Source organism: Caballeronia sp. EK (genome assembly GCF_014384845.1).
In the GTDB taxonomy this organism is placed as follows: domain Bacteria; phylum Pseudomonadota; class Gammaproteobacteria; order Burkholderiales; family Burkholderiaceae; genus Caballeronia; species Caballeronia jiangsuensis.
Map to the genome: position 1 here is coordinate 256395 of NZ_JACSUE010000010.1, position 17135 is coordinate 273529.

A 17135-nucleotide genomic window follows, 5' to 3' on the forward strand; every position below is an offset into this window, starting at 1 on the left:
TGGGTCGCGGAGTTATGCAAATCTCTCGCGCGCTCGTCGTTGCAATCTTCGTAATCTTCGGTATCGGTGGCGCGAGCACGATGGCGCTGGCTCAGACATCGAGCTCCACGAACATTGCCGGTTCGGGTACGTCGTCTGGCACGTCTTCGGGAACGGTTGACACGAGCGGCTCCGCCAAGGGCAACGCGGTCGCAAGTAAAGACGGGGACTTCGCGAGCGGCGCAACCAATGCCGCAAATCAAATCCACGTGTTGCTTGGTAATGTGTTCGCCACTGCCGTCGCGGCGAGCGCCAACGTCATGGACGAAGCTAACAAGTTCGCATGGGGCCTCGGCGTGATCTCACTCGTGCTGATGGGCGTTCGGTTCGCGGGCACTCATCACCCGATCTCGGCGTGGGTCGACCTATTCGAGGAACTGGCCACCCTCGGAATTTTTGTCGCCTTGTATCTCGGGTACAGCACGTCGGCGTCTGGCTTCTGGACATGGTTCGAGCAGTTGGCCGCCCATATAAGTGGTGGCGACAACGGATCCGTTGGCGCAGCAATGGGCAAGCTTGCTGGCGTCATGTTCGACGCCTTGAAGAGCAAGTTCTCGATTTTCGGCTTGATGAATCTCGGCGGATCGCTGGCCGACGTCCTGGTTTTGGCCATTTCGGCCGTGGCCATGTGCGTCGCCTCGATCGTCTTCATCTTCTTCACGGCAATCGGTCAGGTTCAGGCCGCGGTCGGCATCGTGCTTGGCCCAATCGCGATAGCGCTGGGCTTTTCATCCTACACGCGCAGCTACTTCAAGAAGTGGCTGGATTGGATGATCAGCGCGGGCATGTACGTCGTCGTCGTGGCAATCCTGGTCAAGCTAGTCGGCACGTCGATTGAATCGGCGATCACAAAGGCGACGCAAGTGGGTGGCAACACCACTTTGAACGGCGCTTACGTCATCGACCTTTCGATCTTCGTCCTCTTGTTGTCGTTTGAAATCCCGAAGCTTGCGACGATCTTCGGTGGTGGTGCAACCGCAACGGGTACCGGTCCCCTCAAGCTGCTCAAGGGAGCACTGTAATGAGCTCGCTGCACGAGCCGATCGCGGCGGAACAACTGTTTGCGACACATCAGAAGCGCATCGAGCTGGTGCGGCAATGTGCCAACGAGAGCACCGAAGCGGAATTTGCACGGAAGTGGCTATCGGTGCTACGTCGCTGTGCGGTGTGGTTCTCCTCAATGCCGTTATCCCCCGACTTACATTGCGAGCCGGGCGGTGCTTTTCGGGCGACGATTGAGTCGACCTTCTATGCGATGCGGCTGGCTGGCGGCCAGAAGTTCGCCGCCGACCTTACGTCCGACAAACGGCGCAGGCTCGAGCCGCAATACAACTTCGCAGTCTTTCTCGCGACTGCGTGTTCGCTACTTGACGAACCGTTCCGTCATTTCGAGTTCGTGCGGCAGTCGGATCAGGAAAAGTGGAATCCGGCCGCACATGGTGCCTTCGGCGCGTGGGTGGGAACGGGGTCCTACGCCGTGCTGAGGCGGGCGACGCCACTGAAGAACGAGCGGATGCGTTCTGCGATGCTTGGGCAGACGGTCATCACCCTGGATCTGCTTGCCGGATTAGACATGGTGGTGCATTCGGACCTGTTCAACGCAATCAATCCTGAGCGCAGTCCGCAAGGGTTCGAGGCGCTGGTGCATAAAGTCGTCCGGCAGGCGATGGACGTTGCTGTCGACTTCGAACGTAAGGCGCAACGTGCGGTGTTCGCCCCGGTGAAATTCGACGTGCCCTCGGCAGTTCATGTGGCGCTCGCGCTTGAGCCGCAAATTGTGTCGGCCGAGGCGCCGCCTGCATCGCCGCAGGCTTTCACCTCGACGCCGCAGGCCGCGGCCTCGACGCAGCAGGGCGCGACCACGACGCGGCAGGCAGCCGCCTCGCCGCAAGGTCCGGACACCACGGCGGCTGCCGGGGCCGGCACGCAAAATAGCGGGGTCGATGTTTCATCCAGCGACACGCAGCCCGTCCCAACTGCGGCCCCGCAACTTTCTCAGCCGCTTCGGGATGCGTTAGCGGCCGCCGCCGCCCAACCGGCGAGCGCCAATATGGCGCCGCAGCGCCCGGCGGCAGTCGATCCAGCGGCGGCCGGCGGTCAATCTCGTCGTAGTGCGAGCGCATCCGGGCCAACAGACGAAGACCTGAACCAGGTTCTGGGTCCTGGCGCCGCGATGCTGAAGGAGTTCTTCAAGGCACTCGCCGGTGACGTGACGTCCGGGAAAGCGAAGGTTGTCTGGGAAGAGAAGGGCCTCGCCGTGCAAAAGCGTCTGGTGGGCGCATACGGAATGACCAGCGACACGCTCGTAGAGCAGCTCAAAAAGCGCAGCTTGCTGCTGCGTGCTCACGGCAACGATATCTGCATCGTCGAACAAGCGGGCAAGCTAATCTGGGAACGGCCTGCATCATGAAATACGTCAATCACTTCCGCCCGATTTACGAGTTCCGGCCCTTCCTCGTCTGGCCGGTCCTGATCGTTGGCATTCTGCTGTCGGGCATGCCGCACGGCTGGGCCTTTGCGCTCGTAGGCGCATTCATCGTCCTGATCCGCGGCTTCCAGGTTTGGAAGGCGTTGAGCTTTCGCATGGCGATCTCCACGAAGTGGCTCAGCAAAATTCACATCGACAAGCTGCTTGCGACACAGAAGCTCATGAAGAAGCAAGCAGACTCGATGTACCTTGGCACCGGGTTTGAGTGGACGCAGAAGCACACGCAAATCGCACACGAGATCCTGCGCATGCCGGTGACTGACATTCCGTCCTTGCCCAAGTGGCTCTCCAAAACGGAAATTGGCCGAACGGTCGAGACGTGCATCGAGCAACTGTTCAGCCCGCGCGACTGCATTCGTGACCGCATGCCGCAAGGCTCGTCGTGGATTCACGGCATGGAACCTAAAAAAGTGCGTGTGCCGTTTCACTACAAGGCGATGGGCGGCCACACGCTCGTCGGCGGGACGACCGGCGCAGGCAAGACGCGCACATACGAAGTCATATCGACGCAGGTCATTCACAACCCCAACGACGTTTTGATCATTGTCGATCCAAAAAACGACGATGAGTGGAAAAAGCGGGTCGAAAAGGAGTGTGCTCGCGCGGGACGGAAGTTCCTCTACTTCAATCAGGCGAAGCCCAACGAGTCAATCAGGCTGAATCCGCTGGAGAACTGGTCACAGCCATCCGAAATTCCCTCCCGGATTGCTCAGTTGATGGAAGAAGGGCCATTTCGGGACTTTGCCTTTCTGTTCATCGACCGCGCGGTCAAGGGCGAACTTTACGTCGGCGACAAGCCGAACCTGCGCTCGATCCTGAAGTACGCCCAGTCAGGCATTGGCACGCTAATGGAGCGGTGCCTTCGCCGGTTTTTCGTTGAAAACGGCCTGACGAACTGGGAGGAGCTCACAGTCGCTGCGACAGTCAAGGATGCGCAGCGGCGTAATGACGTGTCGCTCGCCGACGGTATGGCGAAGCTCTACCTTGAGCGGTTCGCCGCACACGATCGCGGCCATGAAACGATCGACGGGCTGATCGCCACGCACACGCATGACCGTGAACACTACATGCGCATCATTGCGTCCGCCTTGCCGCTGCTGCAGATGCTGGCCACCGGCGAGACCGGTCTCATGCTCGCGCCGAAGGCTGATGACTTCGAGGACGAGCGGGAAATCTGGGACATCGACAAGATCATCAAACAGAAGGCCGTTCTCTACATGGGCCTCGATTCGCTTTCAAACAACATCGTCCAGAAGGCGATCGCGTCGATGGCGCTGTCTGACGTTGCGGCCGTCTGTGGGGCGATCTACAACTTCTACGCGGTGAAGCCGGACGTCGTTCTCATCATCGACGAGATCGCCGAGGCCATCAACGAGCAGGTGATTCAAATCCTGAACAAGGGGCGGGGTGCAGGCTTCAAAGCGTTCGTAGCTTTCCAGGCACGTGCAGACTTGGAAGCGAAACTCGGAAACGCTGCAAAAATGCTGCAGGTTTTGGGCAATTTGAACAACCAAGTCTGCTTAAGATTGGAAGACAGCGATACAGCAAAGTGGTTCTCGGACAAAGTCGGCGAGACGGCGATTCGGGTGGTCAACATCTCGAATAGCACCAACACAACGACCGAGGCCCATGCGCTCGAATTCAGCGGTTCTCAGTCCCGCTCGATCCAGCTAGAAAAGGTGCCGCTTATCCCCGTGAAGCTGCTTCACAGCTTGCCGAATTTGCAGTACTTCATGCGCATCTCAGGGGGCGCCGTGTATCAGGGTCGTATTCCCATCATCGAAGGCTAACAACACATTATGTCCGCTGCATACAAAAACATCGTCCGCGACCATAAGCTTTCGCACAGGCTCCTTCAGGTCTTTAACGTTGCGCCTGATCTAGAGCTTGCGTGCTCGCGAGTGGTCGATTTCGTCGGTGAGCGGTTTATGGGAGACAAGGGGCCTCTGGCCGCCGAAATGATCGAGTCAGCACTTGACGGCTACAAACGCGCGAAGCGCAAGGGCGAGCCGCATATCGCCTTCATGCAAGGGTTGTTCGAGCCGGCGAAGACGCTGTACGCCCGCCGGTATGTAGCGCGGTTTGGGGAGAAAACGTCGGTGTGGTGCCCGATGGTCGAGGCAATTCCTTCGTTTGAGGCGCGCCACCTCGATTATCAGTTCGAGATGGTTGACGAGCGCTGCCCTGACGAGGTCACCGAACGCACAGCTGCATTCCAACTCGCCGCACGCGTTCTGCATGGCGAGACCTTCCGCCGTTACTTCGAGGAATACGATGTCGCTCACCGTTACGATCATAGCGAAGCTGTCGGGAGTTGATTATCCGGCGGCGAAGCGCGCATGCGATCTGGCCGGCGCGTTCGACGGAGAGGTTGGCGCTGCCATCCCCGAAGAATTCACATATGGCGCGGGCGCGCGTTGTTATGCGCTCGCGACGATAGCGGACACCCGCACAGCGCTGTTCTGGGGCGGCCTTCTCGCAATCGCATCTGTACCTGTGCTCGCGCTAATCAAGGTGCTGCATGGCTAGCCGGTTCGGATCACACCTGAAAGTCTGGTTCCTGCTGGTGCCTGTGCTGTCGATCGCCGTCATGCCCGCAATCCCCGAGCGGAGCCTTTTCGAGGTGCCGCAAACCGAGTCGCGTTCGTTGGTCGAGTCTGTCGGGCAGGCGCGGGCTGACGACGCCGTGCGGCAAGCCAATCAGGCGTTTCGCCATGCGTTCGTCGACAGCGGGCTCTTGCATCGCACGCTCAACGCTTCAGGCGACGTCCGCGGCCTGAACGACGGCGGATTCTCGAGCTTTGCCCACTCGTGGACCGAAAACTTATGGTTGTTGGTCTACCGGATGATGTTCCGCGCGATGGTCATGAAGATGTGGATCGTCGGAACCATGCTGTTCGCGCTGGGTATGTTTATCGACGGGACCGCGCGGCGCAAGATCAAAGCGTCGGCCGCCGGGTTCGTGAGTCCCTTGTCGTTTCACCTTGCAGGCCACGGCCTGCTGCTTGTGACCGGAACGCTTTTCGGCGTGCTGGTAGTTCCAATTCCGGTGCTGGCGGGTTACTGGGTTGCCGTCGCAGCGCTGCTCGGCGCGCTTTTATGGAAAGCAGCAGAATCCTTCCAGTCGTTCAGATAGGATTTCTTGATCGCGTGGGCGGGAAAAGCGACATTTTTTGTGCCTCTTTTCCCGGTTCGACCCATATCATGATATTTCCTAGATCGCTGTACCCTCTCAGCCCCTTCCTGGCTTCCTGCGTTCTCGCGACCTCGCGACCTCGCGACCTCGCGACCTCGCGACCTCGCGACCTCGCGACCTCGCGACCTCGCCGCGCCGAATCGCACGCGTGCATCTAGTTCCCCATTCAAACCCCCGCCACCGTCAGCGCGGCGCGCCAGCATGCGCCGGTTGATCTGCACGTCGCCTGCCATCGACTCTCTTTTGCCGCGCTGACTTCCGAAAGGCGCTCGAATTCGCCAATGTTTCAGCCGTTGCGCCGAGCGTCATCCCGCAACAATGTAACCATAGGCAGCGCGTTCGCGCGCCTGAATCCCCACGATGAAACCGGACGGATGCGTCCAGATAGGAGAGGCGTAATGAGCACTGTGGTCGAACCCGGCAACGAAGAAACGGTCGCGCGCGGCGCGCTTGAACAAGCTACCGGCGAGCCTCCGCTCACGACTGATGGTGCGGACGACGGCGAGCTTGAGCGCGAGCTGACGCAGATGGAAGCGGACGCGGACCGTCTGCAGAAGGAAGGCGTGATCTCGTCCGACGACGCGCAGATGAAGCGCGCGGAAGTGGCGAAGACGCGCAAGCTATTCCGCGACCTGCCTGCCGCCGAGCGCATCTCGATCATCAAGCGCCGCCGTGAGATCGGCCGTCAGTTGTTGGACCGCCAGCTTTCCGGCGCAGCAGTCGTGACCGCCCGCGTGAGGCTGAACCATACCCGCTTGAAGCCGCTGTTCGAACAGTGGTGGCCGTACATTAACCGCATGAGCATCAACATGCAGCGTTTCGGCCGTTCGACCTTCGGGGAGAACGACAAGGAAGTGGTCAACAGTGCGCTCGAAAAGCTGCTGGCGGGCATCGAGAGCTACGTGGACGAGCAACTGCGCGTGGCCGAAGGCTTCCGGCAGCAGAAAGAGGCGGAGCTTCGCGCCAATAAGGAATTCGTGTTCGAGCCGACCATTCCAATGCCGGCGATGGACATCGAGGTCGAGGCTTACTCGCGCTTCTCTATGCGCGTGCTGAGCGCCATCATGAAGTTTGACCGCGCGATGGACCACTTCGACTTCATGGTGTGGAACGGCATCCGCGACCAGTCGGACGTGGACGATGAGGCGGTCAACTTTCTCAAGCGCTTCAATCCGCTCGGCATTCGCGGGTACATGACGCACCTGAAGCTGATGACGACGGTCCGCGGCAACTAAGGAGGCGCGATGCTGGACGAGCTCAATCCCCAGCAACGGGAAGTCGCCCAGTTGCGCCAGCATTGCGTGGCAATCGCCTGCCCGGGCGCGGGCAAGACGAAAACGATCGCCACGAAAGCAGCCCTGTTGCTGCAAGGCAGCGCCGCGACGGTCGGCGCCGTCACGTTCTCGAAAGACGCCGCGCTGGAATTACGCGAGCGTATCCTGGCTGCCGCCGGCGAGTCGGTAAAGAAGCGGCTGATCGCCGGTACCTTCCATTCGCTCGCCTTCAAGCAACTGAAGCGCCCCGGCGCTCGCGCGCTCGACATCGCGTCGGACGGAGATCGCCTGGGGTTGCTGATTCGCGTGATGCAGGAACTAGGCCGCGAGGGCAAAGCGGAAGACGCCATTCCAACGATCGAGAAGATCAAAACGAACTTCGGCCGATGCGATCCGAACACGGACGACGGTGAGCTGTACCACGCCTACCAGGACGCGCTTGCCCGCAACGGCAAGATCGACTTTCAGGACATGCTGCGCCTCGCGGTCGAGGGGATGGAAAACGGCACCATCGCCCCATACGCGTTCACCTATCTGCTCGTTGACGAGTTTCAAGATACCGACCCGCTGCAATATCGGTGGATCGAGCTTCATGCAAAGGCGGGTTCGATCGTGACCGTCGTAGGCGACGACGACCAGAGCATCTACGCGTTCCGTGAGGCGCTCGGTTATCGCGGCATGGAATCGTTTATCGAAGCGTTCGACGCGAAGCCGGTTGTACTCGGCAGCAACTATCGCTGTCGCGCGGAAATTCTCGGCGCGGCAGACCGAGTGATCCGCAATAACGTTGACCGAATTGCGAAGGTCCTGCGCGCCGAGAAGGGGTTGGGCGGACGCGTCCTCACATCGCGGCATCCAGACGAGTACGAGGAGGCGACCGCAGCAGTCGAGGTGCTTGGTCCGCTGTTGGCGGAGGGGCAGTCGTGTGCCATTCTGGCGCGCACCAACCGCATTCTTGACCCGCTCGAATCGGTCTGCCGCTCTCACGGCATCAAGTACTACCGCGCATCGGGTGCATCCGTCCTAAGCCGCCCCGAGGGCGCGCTTATGTGCAACTTGCTGGAGATCGTCGAGCGCATCAAGGACACGGGCCTTGATGCCGTTCTGGCACATCTGGGCCTGACCGCGCAGCAGTTGCGCGCATTGCACGCCGACATGGGCGCGGAGCTGACGCAGAAGGGCCGCGCCAAGTTGGTCGAGCTGGGGCTACCGGAGGACGTCGCTACGAACTACCGTGAGTTCATGAAGCGGTTGGCGGAATGGCAAAGTCTGTGCGATCGGAGGTTTTATTCGCTGACGCTCTCGGGCGTCGCTGAGTGGATGCTGAAGTACGCGAAAAAGGATTCGGCCATCCGCGCCATCGAGGCGACAAATGAAGTTCTCTGTCGCTTGTCGGGCAGCTTCGCTGAGCGGCTTCTTTTCTTGCGTCAGGATAATAACGAACCCACGCTCGGTGCGCTCATCCTCACGACAATGCACAGTTCGAAAGGGTTGGAGTGGGACCACGTCTGGATCGCGCGCAGTGAAGAGACAATCGTCCCGGATGCGAAGTCGACGGAACCGGAGGAACGACGTCTGTTCTATGTCGCAATGACGCGCGCACGTGAATCCCTGATGATCTCGGGCACGTCAAAGAACTTCGAGTCGCGCTTTGTTGTTGAGGCTCAACTTCAGCCGATGGCCACAGCCGCCTGAGCCTATCTTCGGCGCGCTTCCTTGAAAGCGTTGCGTCGCCAGCCTATCCTTCAGATTTGCCTGGCGGCCAAGTCATGGCGCTTGTGGCACCTACTGAATGGAGACGCCATGCGCTCGATTCTGATTGCTTCCGTGCTCGCAACGCTTGCTTTGACCGCCCATGCGGGCGACGATGACGGCCATCACCACCGCGACAGGCAAGTCCCAAAGGTGTTTGATGCGCAGGGTAGGGAGGTCGGACCACTCGAGTCCGATGCAGGCCAGAACGGCGTCTATATCGAGATCAACGGGGCAATCACGTTCGTCCCGATCGGTCGAGTCGGCACCGCCGAACGAGCTTCTGCCACGCAGTTTCAATGGGGATCGGACCGACCGATCCTCATCGGAACAGTCGCATACCCTTCTTCTGACTGCAGTGGGACGCCGGTCCTCATCTACTCGTTTGGCAGTGGGACGCAGGTCCTCCTCTACACGTCTGGGCCGCGCCCATCGATTGCGGTACGGCAGGGCGCCGATGTCACCGTGTATATCGCGAGCGACGCTGACTCAGGCCCGGTCAACGTTCAGTCGTCGCATCTAAATTCGAATTTTTCGGAATGCACGCGGTTCGTAGCCACCATCACTGCCTGGACGGTCGGTAGCTCATACGTGATCACTCAGCATCACCCGGAGCCGCTGACGATTCATTATTGATTGAGGCGCCGGTTCAGCAGGTTCCTGCGGCGGCTTGATAGGCTTCTCCCGGCCCTGAAGCGTCAACGCGGCCTTTCTAATTAATTTGCAGCGATCGCTGCAGACACTTTGTTTACGAAAGCAAGGCGTGCGTCAATAACCGAATGTTGCTATCGCTCAGCGAAGTCGGTAGCGGAGTTCCGCGATATCGCCCATACCAAGGACTGGCACTCCTGCCTCGTTAGAGGAACCACCCATGTCAACATTTCACCACGTCCTTGGCCTATGGTTAGCGCCGGACTTCTCCGCTGTGGAGCGCGGCGAGACGTTGCCCCCTCACGTTGATCATGACGCCATCGATCCGCGTGGCATCGCGGACAGGCTGGCCGAGTTCAACGACTGCGGCGAAGACGTCACTATCCGCGTCCCCAACGATTCCGTTGACCAGGTCACGGTTCAATTCCGACTGATGGGGCGCTCGTCAGGAAGTCCTCAGTGCGAAGATTTTGCGGCCGAATTGCTGCACCTCGCCGAAACCTCGGCCGATTTGGACATACGCGGGCCTTGGGCTATGCTGCACGCACTGCCCAATAGGCGGAAAGCCCCACCTCCGGTCCTGCTCATGTTTGTCGTCAGCGGAGATTTCGACGCGGTCATGGTGTGGTCGCAGCAATTTCGGATGCGGCTGGGAATACGGGCTGCAGATATCCTGAAGCAGATTTCTGGCAACGTTGAAGATGCTGACCATCAAGGCAAACTGCCGAGCGAACTCGCCAAATACCTTGGCCGCATCTTTGCTATCCCGTACAAACGCGAGTGTGTAGTGACCGGACTCGCGAGTTCACCGGTGCCGTGTTGATTGGGGTGAAGGACCGCCGCGTACAACGAAAAAGCGCGCTGTAGGCGGGCTGGAGAGCATACCGACGGAATAACGGAACGAACGAGTCTGGCTTCGTTTCGTCAGTCGTTGGGCTGCAACGCACGTCTGTACAGTGCGACAGAACGGTAAGCAGGACGGTTCCAGTGTGGCGTGTCCGCTGGCATCGCGTGGCTATTCACGAGTCGGCCTGTGTCGAGCATGCAGAAGCAGTGGACTTCAAATGCGGCCTCTTGCGCGGCCGCGTCCCAAGGCACAGTGATGAGATCGAAGATTGGATCGATGGGTTTCACGGTCGTTTCCGTAGCGCTGACTTCACCCGTTATCGGCAATCAATTGCATTCGTTTAGTCGCTCACGCGATTGCGCGCGAGATATCAGTAACATTCGATTCACCTCGCTCGCCACTCGCGCTTTCCGAAGCTCGCACCTCGGCGACTGCGACTGTCTTTTGCTCGCTCTCCGCTTCGATCGTGAGCATCCGCGCGACGCGTTTGAGCGTCCCATTAAGCGCGGCGCGCGGGCCGAGTCGGATGCTGCCGCAATAGAGGATGTCGCCACACACCCGGCCATTGATCTCAAGCGATCCGCGTGCATGAACGTCACCATCAACGCGCCCGTCGATACGAACGTGCTCGCCCTGTGCCACACCTTTGACGTGGCCGCTCTCGCCAATGTGCAACAGACCCTGTGTTGAGATGATGCCGCCGTCGAGCAGCCCGAAGCACGAGATGCCGTGATCCACGACCATGTCGCCGGTGATTGCGCAGCCGCGCGCGATAAGCGTGATGTTGAGTTCGGTTTTCATGGTGTCGATTCCTAGAACATTTGCACTTCGTTCGACCCGCCTCGGGTCGCGGGTGCTGCTTTCTTATTCGATGCGGCTGCGCCGTCGGACTCCGTGGTCTGCTCGTCGCGCACGCGCTTTGTGTGGTGGCGGTAGCTGTGCGAGTGCGACGGCGCGGATGTCTCTGTCGTCGCTCCGGCTGTGGCTTGCGTCGTCGCGGCCTGCGTTGCCGTCGTGGCGGACGTCGTCGGTTGCTGCGCAGCGTTTGGCGCTGCCGGCGTGGCGGCCTTCATCGCGGGGGAGTTGGCTGCAGGCTGCTGTGCCGCGTCTGTGTCACGACGGGCTTGATGAATCGGCGACGCCGCCGCTCGCTGCTCCTCCGTGGAAACCGGGGCCGACTTGGCGGGGGTTGCGCCAACGGAGGGAGCGTTGCTTCCGAGTGAATTTCTGAACTGGTCAGCCGTTAAGCCAACGCCCGAAGGAGCGAGGTCCTTCGCGGTGAGCATCGGTGCCAACGAAACCGGATGAGGCGGTTCCGCGTCGATCGCGCGCGTCGCTGGTGCGCTTGGCTGTCGGGTTGCCGCGAGCTTGCCTGTGCCCGAATCGGAGCGAGCGTTGACGCTGTGGACCGACGGTGCGCCGAACGACTTGTAGAGGGAAGCGGCTCCCATTCCTGCCATACCGACCACAGCGGCGATCGCCACCGCGACGAACGTTCGGCGTACGGCGGGCGCTGCCTTCGGCAGGCGCACTTTCATCGCCGGCACCTTGTCCCGAGCCCCTACGTCCGCCGGCGCGGGAAGCGCTGCAAGCTGCCGCGGTAGATCAATCGTCATCGAGTCAGGTGCGAACTGCGCGTGCAGTCGCTGAATATCGCGTAGGTCCATGCGTAGAGCCCCCCAGTGTTGTCAGTCGTGCGTCGCCGGCGCAGAGCAACGGCTTTCGTCGTCGGCGCTGGGCACTAGAAGCGTTCAATGTTCAGTGTGTGTCGCCCGAGTCCGGAAGCAGCACGCCTTCAGGCGCGAACCGGTCGTTGTCCGGGATGCAGAGGTAGGCGATCTTCTTGATGCGGGCTTCCCCGGCGTTCAGAGCACGTTCCCGGCTTTCGGCGCTGATTGAGCGAGCAAGCAACGCATTCATCGTCTTCAAGAAGAGCTGGTCGTAGATTGTGAGAAGACGCACGAGCCGACCGGACATCGCGTGTTTGATCTGCAGCGTTACCATTTCCGGATAGACCACAGTCTGACGCTTGGGCAATTCATCTGCCCAAGCCGTTGCCTTTTTGAACCACGCCTCGGCAACCCGGAATTCGAACTCGATAGCGAGGAGCTTGCCGCCCCGAGCAACCGTCATCTTGGCAGCGGCGAAGTTGAAGTCGCCACGCAGAAAATCACGCGCAAACCGCGAGTGATAGGGCAGTTCAGTCTGCGCGAGCGTGTCGCCATTGATACGGGCGAGCCGGCTGTCACCGGTGAGTCTTTGGAGAGGACGCAAGCCGCTCTCACTTGCGCTTTCGCTGGCTAGTGGTGCGGTGCGTTTGGGTTCCTCGTCGGGTGCTTCCATATCGATGACGGCCATATTCGTACTCGGTCTGTCTGTGATCTCTCTCACATAAGATTTTCATTGATTAGACGAGAGTCAAACGAGCGAAAGCTATACCAATTTCGCGAGCTTTCGACTGCACGCACGCGTCGATAACCCGGATACTCAATTCCATTCCCCGCGTCACCGACGCATCGACCTCGACTCCAAGCCCGGAGTCCATCTTTTTTCTGCAAGTCGTGCCCCGCCTCGTGCGTTGACATGCGCCGACCGGATAGCTACCGGTGTGGAAATCTTCCTTGTGCTGAGTGTGTTCGCTACACACTCCCCGATTTCAGCCGTAATACTCGTACCTCGGTCCGCATTCATTTGCGCCGGTACATCGTTCGAACCCGGAATACTCGGGTGGTCTCTCTCCAGCGCCTGATCTGGGTAGAACGATCGAAGTTGGCTGATCCGTGATTCCTGCGGCGGAAGTAATTCCGAAAAGGGCTGTTGCGCGGCGTGACCATGCTGCGCGAGAACGACTTTACGTTCTCTGATCGAGCGACACCGGCTAATGCCGGCCGCTCCCTGCTCGCCACGTCCCCGGAAGGGACGTGGCGCGTAGGTCTCTATATCGATTTCACGAAGCTCGCTCCCTCACCGGAGCGGGCTTTTTTTTCGTCCGTCGCTTTTGCGCGAGCCGGACCTTTCTCAAAGGAGGTGCTGTTTTATGTTGTTGCCCGACCGCCTCAACCAGCGTATCGCCGAAGCCATCAAGCATCAAATTAATACCGAGCGCGAGGAGGCAGACACCGCGTCCGCCGTTTGGCGCGCGCGCTGCGAAGTTGCTCAGGTCGCGATGTACGACGATCGCGAGCGCTCTGTCTTTATCTCCCATATCAGCGAACGTCGCGGCAGTGCCGCAGCCAGAGAGATGCAATCTCAGGCTGAAACGCTGAGGACAACCGCCATCTTCTTTCTCGCGAGGAAACCATCGTGAATGCAGTCGTTCAGATGTTCGATCACGCGCCGCGTAGTCTCGTTGAAGAACGAGCAATTCGCCCGCCCACGATCGGCAAGATTCGACCCGGTATCAAAGTGCTCACGCGGGCGCACCAGGCAAACGAAAAAGCGGTCAAGCTCTATAACGACATGGTGGCCGCGGGCGAGTCGTTCGAAGCCATCGGCAAGGTGCTCGAAACGTCGCTGAAGCTGCGCAACGCACTCATTCCCCGCAACGTAGACTACTTCGTCTGCAGACGCTCGGATTTCTCGAATCCGGACTCGGCCGACGAAATCCTCCGGATGTATGGCGAAGATCGCGGTCACGGATTGCGGCTATACCGCTTCCCGATCATGTTTGCGTTCGACGACTGGCTGCACAATGTGCCGAATCAGATGGCCGCGTACACGACGACCGGGCGACAGTACTTCTCGGAGTACGACCGCGACGGCAAACGCTATTGCAAGACGTACGCGCCGGTCGAGCGTAACGCACGGGCACAGCGGGCGCGACGATCCTTCGGTGGGCGACTGGTCGTTCACCGGCAAGACGACGACATTCCCGATGGCGTCTGTGATCCTCACGTCTGTCCGCAGTATCAGGACCGCAAGTGCAACCTGACCGCAAACTTCTTGTTTGCAGTTCCGGACGTGAAGGGACTTGGGCTGATCGAACTGCCGACCAACTCCATCTACGTGCTGCAGAAAGCGTATTCTGCGATGCAGACCGTGGCGTTGGCGCGTGGCAGGCTCACCGGCACGCGCTTCTGGCTCTCGAAGAAAGAGTTTGACATCACGCGGATTGACGACAACGGCCAGGCCGTGCGTCAGAAGCAGATGTTGACGGTGCTCGATGCCGATATCGACCTGGGCGCGCTGTTGGACGGCGCGGACGAGGCTCAACCGGCGCTCGATGCTGCCTGTCGTGCGGTGGCGCTGTTGGAGTCAGACGGGACGGTACCGTCGATTGGCGCTCCGGTCCTTCAGCCTGAGCAGGAGCAATCTGGGGCCGAACGGGCAGGCGATGGAGAGCCATCGGGCATCGACGGCGCATCTGGTCATGACGACGACTCGCCCGACCCCGATGAGACGCTGGAAGACAAGCGTCACCGTATGTCCGACCTGCTGCATCGTCTGGGCCTTAGTCAGCCGGAGCGACAGAACGGCTTTCGCAAATACGCGCACCAGACCTACGGTCGCGGCTGGATCGAACGCATCGCTGATGTCGATGCGATGAATGCACGTCTCAAGAACGCGCTCGACGATCCCCCCTCGCTTGACGCCGAAATTCAGGACGCGATTGCACAAGCTGCTTACGTCTAACCTTGGCCAGTCCCCGAATGGGGGCTGGCATCCTTTCTTCTACGCTCGCGCATGAGAGCATCTCAGCAAGAACCGCTTGCTCAAATGTTTTCGACCGCGCTGCACCTGCGCATCGAATTCGTCCGCTTCGGCGGCCCATCTACTTGTTCACGCGAAGGAGATTCCGATGCGTAGAGTCGGCAACTTCACGCTGTTCTTCGGCGCGGAGGACGCTTTTAGTAACTGGCATCCGTGCCGCTTTACCTACCATGACGTCGATTTTGTCTCGGTGGAACAGTTCATGATGTTCTCCAAAGCCAAGCTGTTTGGCGACGAGGACATTGCTCAAGCTGTGCTCGCCACACCCCTGCCGAAAGAGCAGAAAGCGCTCGGCCGCAAGGTCAGGGGCTTCGACCTAGATACGTGGAAGGCCAAGCGCGAGTCGATCGTCTATGTTGGGTGCCGTGAGAAGTTCGCGCAGCATCCGGGGCTACGGACGCTGTTGCTCGCAACGGCACCGACCGAGCTTGTCGAAGCCAGTCCCTACGATCTGATCTGGAGCGTGGGCTTAGGCGAGCATCATCCTGACATCACTGACAAATCGAAGTGGCGTGGCCAGAAGCTCCTTGGCCAAGCACTGATGAAAGTTCGCGACACGCTCAGTTCCTAAACAACCTTTCGAACGCGCCCTCGTGGCGCATTCGACATCCATTGGCTGCCTTCGGGTGGCCTTTTTCATTTCTAGGAGGCGACTTTGAAAATCGCTCATTTTTCTGACTTGCATTACGCACCGGGAAACGTCGAAGAGGCGGACCGGTGTTTTGGCTTTGCCATCGACCACGCCGTTCTCGCGCACTCCGATATTGCGGTGATCTCCGGCGACGCGACGGACCATCGCCTCGACGCCCACGCGCCTTCGTTGAACCGCCTTGCGCGGCGCATCAACGGCCTGAGCGGCAGCATGCCGGTCTTGATGCTGCAGGGCACGTTCTCACATGAACCCCCGGGCACATTGCGTAACTTCGAACTGATGGCGACGACGCACCAGATTTATGTGGCGGAGCGCGTTCAGCAGGTGAGCCTTCACGAAGGGCGGTTCTACGCTTCTGCCGGTCCGGTGTACTCGGAGGAGGAGCTACGCGAGGTTCTGGCGATCGGCGCTGATGTGGTATTCACCTGTTTGCCCACAGTCAGCAAGGGGCAGCTGGCGGCCGCTGTTGGTGCGAAGGAAGCTGGAACCGGTCTTGAAGCCGTGCTGGGTGACTATCTGGCCGCTGCAGGGCGCGTCAACCAGCAGCTTCGTGCCGCAGGCATCCGGACTGTCGGGGTCTCGCACGGCACGGTCAACGGTTGCACAACCGAGCACGGCGTGACGATGGCGGGGTTCGATCACGAGTTCTCGCTTGGCAGTCTGTTCGATGCCGAATGCGATGCCTTCATGCTTGGACACATCCACAAGGCGCAGCAGTGGGAGCGGGCGGGCCGTGTCGTGGCCTATCCAGGTTCTATTGGCCGATTCCACTACGGCGAGGAAGGCGACAAGGGCTTTCTCATGTGGAATGTCGAGGTGGGCAGCGCGCAAGCCGATCTGGTCGTGACGCCGTCCCGGCGGACGATCTGCGTCGACTTTGACGGGCCGCCCGACATGCAGCGCCTGACGGCAATCGCGCTCGACGCGACCGACAAGTTCGTGCGAATTCGTTGGCAGGTCGACGAAGAGCACAAACAGTCAGTGGACCGGGACGCGATCGCGGCGCTGTTTGGCAACGCGGCCGAGCTGAAGGTCGAAGCTCGCATTCTTCCCGTGGTCCGCTCACGCGCCCAAGGCATTAGCCTCGAGACGTCGATTGATCGAAAGCTCGATCGCTGGTGTGAGCACACTGCGGTTGATCCGGTGCCGTTGCTTGACCGGCTGCAGTTGTTGGAAACGGGGGACTCGGAGGCAATCGCTGCTGGCGTGCTGGCTCGACTGAGCGATGCAGACCCGGCGCATCCGTTCGCAAAGAACGAGCTGCCCGCATTGTCGAGCATGCGCGAGCCTGTGCCGGTCGCTGTCCAAGAAGGTCCGAGTGACAACGTTAGCGACGGTGCACTGCCAATGCCCGATGCGACGGTGGAAATCGTCGAGTCGGCTTCGGCAAGTCAGCTTTCGTGGCTCAACGATGATTTGTTCGCGGCTTAATTTGCAAATGAGGTAGCCGCGCATGCAGGGGAGGCCAGTACGGCTCCTCTGCCTGAACACGCAAGCCGTGTTCCGATAGCCAACAGTCATCGTCG

At 60.1% G+C, this 17135-nt stretch carries 17 protein-coding genes; 13 read left to right on the forward strand and 4 right to left on the reverse strand.

Annotated features, from left to right (window positions below):
• The first annotated feature begins 14 nt into the window (after positions 1–14).
• The 9 genes from IAG25_RS28595 to IAG25_RS28635 all read left to right on the forward strand — a co-directional run bounded on the left by IAG25_RS28595 (position 15) and on the right by IAG25_RS28635 (position 10223).
• Positions 15–1061: a type IV secretion system protein gene (locus IAG25_RS28595; RefSeq protein ID WP_238295841.1), complete on the forward strand. Its 1047-nt coding sequence runs from the start codon at positions 15–17 to the stop codon at positions 1059–1061.
• Positions 1061–2449: a TraI domain-containing protein gene (locus tag IAG25_RS28600; protein ID WP_187607814.1), complete on the forward strand. Its 1389-nt coding sequence runs from the start codon at positions 1061–1063 to the stop codon at positions 2447–2449. Before IAG25_RS28595 ends, IAG25_RS28600 begins: the two co-directional genes overlap by 1 nt.
• Positions 2443–4317 (forward strand): conjugative transfer system coupling protein TraD, encoded by a 1875-nt coding sequence (gene traD / locus IAG25_RS28605; protein WP_187607881.1) that lies wholly within the window; start codon positions 2443–2445, stop codon positions 4315–4317. The genes IAG25_RS28600 and traD overlap by 7 nt, the downstream gene beginning before the upstream one ends.
• A 9-nt stretch (positions 4318–4326) precedes the next feature.
• The gene (locus IAG25_RS28610; RefSeq protein WP_187607815.1) at positions 4327–4845 is read left to right on the forward strand and encodes a hypothetical protein; all 519 of its coding nucleotides are present in this window, start codon (positions 4327–4329) and stop codon (positions 4843–4845) included.
• Positions 4846–5048: 203 nt separating this feature from the next.
• Positions 5049–5663: a DUF4400 domain-containing protein gene (locus IAG25_RS28615; RefSeq protein WP_187607816.1), complete on the forward strand. Its 615-nt coding sequence runs from the start codon at positions 5049–5051 to the stop codon at positions 5661–5663.
• Between the two features lie 458 nt (positions 5664–6121).
• Entirely contained in the window at positions 6122–6958 is an 837-nt protein-coding gene (locus IAG25_RS28620) for an ATPase (RefSeq protein ID WP_187607882.1), read from the forward strand.
• Between the two features lie 9 nt (positions 6959–6967).
• Entirely contained in the window at positions 6968–8692 is a 1725-nt protein-coding gene (locus IAG25_RS28625; RefSeq protein WP_187607817.1) for an ATP-dependent helicase, read from the forward strand.
• Positions 8693–8800: 108 nt separating this feature from the next.
• On the forward strand, positions 8801–9385 hold the full coding sequence (locus IAG25_RS28630; protein ID WP_187607818.1) for a hypothetical protein: 585 nt from the start codon (positions 8801–8803) through the stop codon (positions 9383–9385).
• 235 nt (positions 9386–9620) lie between these two features.
• Positions 9621–10223: a hypothetical protein gene (locus IAG25_RS28635; RefSeq protein ID WP_187607819.1), complete on the forward strand. Its 603-nt coding sequence runs from the start codon at positions 9621–9623 to the stop codon at positions 10221–10223.
• Positions 10224–10324: 101 nt separating this feature from the next.
• Here IAG25_RS28635 and IAG25_RS28640 read toward each other — a convergent pair whose 3' ends face one another.
• From IAG25_RS28640 to IAG25_RS28655, 4 genes are all read right to left on the reverse strand, one after another.
• Complete coding sequence (locus IAG25_RS28640) at positions 10325–10534, reverse strand: hypothetical protein (RefSeq protein WP_187607820.1); 210 nt, start codon at positions 10532–10534, stop codon at positions 10325–10327.
• Positions 10535–10595: 61 nt separating this feature from the next.
• Positions 10596–11048, reverse strand: a complete 453-nt coding sequence (locus IAG25_RS28645) for a bactofilin family protein (protein ID WP_187607821.1) — start codon at positions 11046–11048, stop codon at positions 10596–10598.
• Positions 11049–11059: 11 nt separating this feature from the next.
• Positions 11060–11914, reverse strand: a complete 855-nt coding sequence (locus IAG25_RS28650) for a hypothetical protein (protein WP_222946681.1) — start codon at positions 11912–11914, stop codon at positions 11060–11062.
• A 91-nt stretch (positions 11915–12005) separates the two neighbouring features.
• Positions 12006–12605 (reverse strand): DUF1845 domain-containing protein, encoded by a 600-nt coding sequence (locus tag IAG25_RS28655; protein WP_187607823.1) that lies wholly within the window; start codon positions 12603–12605, stop codon positions 12006–12008.
• A 682-nt stretch (positions 12606–13287) separates the two neighbouring features.
• Here IAG25_RS28655 and IAG25_RS28660 point away from each other — a divergent pair.
• The 4 genes from IAG25_RS28660 to IAG25_RS28675 all read left to right on the forward strand — a co-directional run bounded on the left by IAG25_RS28660 (position 13288) and on the right by IAG25_RS28675 (position 17040).
• On the forward strand, positions 13288–13554 hold the full coding sequence (locus IAG25_RS28660; RefSeq protein ID WP_187607883.1) for a DUF7696 family protein: 267 nt from the start codon (positions 13288–13290) through the stop codon (positions 13552–13554).
• Positions 13551–14879, forward strand: a complete 1329-nt coding sequence (locus tag IAG25_RS28665) for a recombination directionality factor (RefSeq protein ID WP_187607824.1) — start codon at positions 13551–13553, stop codon at positions 14877–14879. The genes IAG25_RS28660 and IAG25_RS28665 overlap by 4 nt, the downstream gene beginning before the upstream one ends.
• Positions 14880–15045: 166 nt before the next feature.
• Positions 15046–15528 carry an NADAR family protein gene (locus IAG25_RS28670; protein WP_187607825.1) on the forward strand — a complete coding sequence of 161 codons (483 nt, stop codon included), beginning with the start codon at positions 15046–15048 and terminating at the stop codon, positions 15526–15528.
• 84 nt (positions 15529–15612) lie between these two features.
• Entirely contained in the window at positions 15613–17040 is a 1428-nt protein-coding gene (locus tag IAG25_RS28675) for a metallophosphoesterase family protein (protein WP_187607826.1), read from the forward strand.
• Positions 17041–17135 lie beyond the last annotated feature (95 nt).

Bases quoted from the DNA above. Each gene is read 5' to 3' on its own strand.
- IAG25_RS28635 (WP_187607819.1), top strand. From the start codon at position 9,621: ATGTCAACATTTCACCACGTCCTTGGCCTATGGTTAGCGCCGGACTTC.
- IAG25_RS28670 (WP_187607825.1), top strand. From the start codon at position 15,046: ATGCGTAGAGTCGGCAACTTCACGCTGTTCTTCGGCGCGGAGGACGCT.
- IAG25_RS28650 (WP_222946681.1), bottom strand. From the start codon at position 11,914: ATGGACCTACGCGATATTCAGCGACTGCACGCGCAGTTCGCACCTGAC.
- IAG25_RS28625 (WP_187607817.1), top strand. From the start codon at position 6,968: ATGCTGGACGAGCTCAATCCCCAGCAACGGGAAGTCGCCCAGTTGCGC.
- IAG25_RS28600 (WP_187607814.1), top strand. From the start codon at position 1,061: ATGAGCTCGCTGCACGAGCCGATCGCGGCGGAACAACTGTTTGCGACA.
- IAG25_RS28615 (WP_187607816.1), top strand. From the start codon at position 5,049: ATGGCTAGCCGGTTCGGATCACACCTGAAAGTCTGGTTCCTGCTGGTG.
- IAG25_RS28655 (WP_187607823.1), bottom strand. From the start codon at position 12,605: ATGGCCGTCATCGATATGGAAGCACCCGACGAGGAACCCAAACGCACC.
- IAG25_RS28630 (WP_187607818.1), top strand. From the start codon at position 8,801: ATGCGCTCGATTCTGATTGCTTCCGTGCTCGCAACGCTTGCTTTGACC.
- IAG25_RS28645 (WP_187607821.1), bottom strand. From the start codon at position 11,048: ATGAAAACCGAACTCAACATCACGCTTATCGCGCGCGGCTGCGCAATC.
- IAG25_RS28620 (WP_187607882.1), top strand. From the start codon at position 6,122: ATGAGCACTGTGGTCGAACCCGGCAACGAAGAAACGGTCGCGCGCGGC.
- IAG25_RS28610 (WP_187607815.1), top strand. From the start codon at position 4,327: ATGTCCGCTGCATACAAAAACATCGTCCGCGACCATAAGCTTTCGCAC.
- IAG25_RS28595 (WP_238295841.1), top strand. From the start codon at position 15: ATGCAAATCTCTCGCGCGCTCGTCGTTGCAATCTTCGTAATCTTCGGT.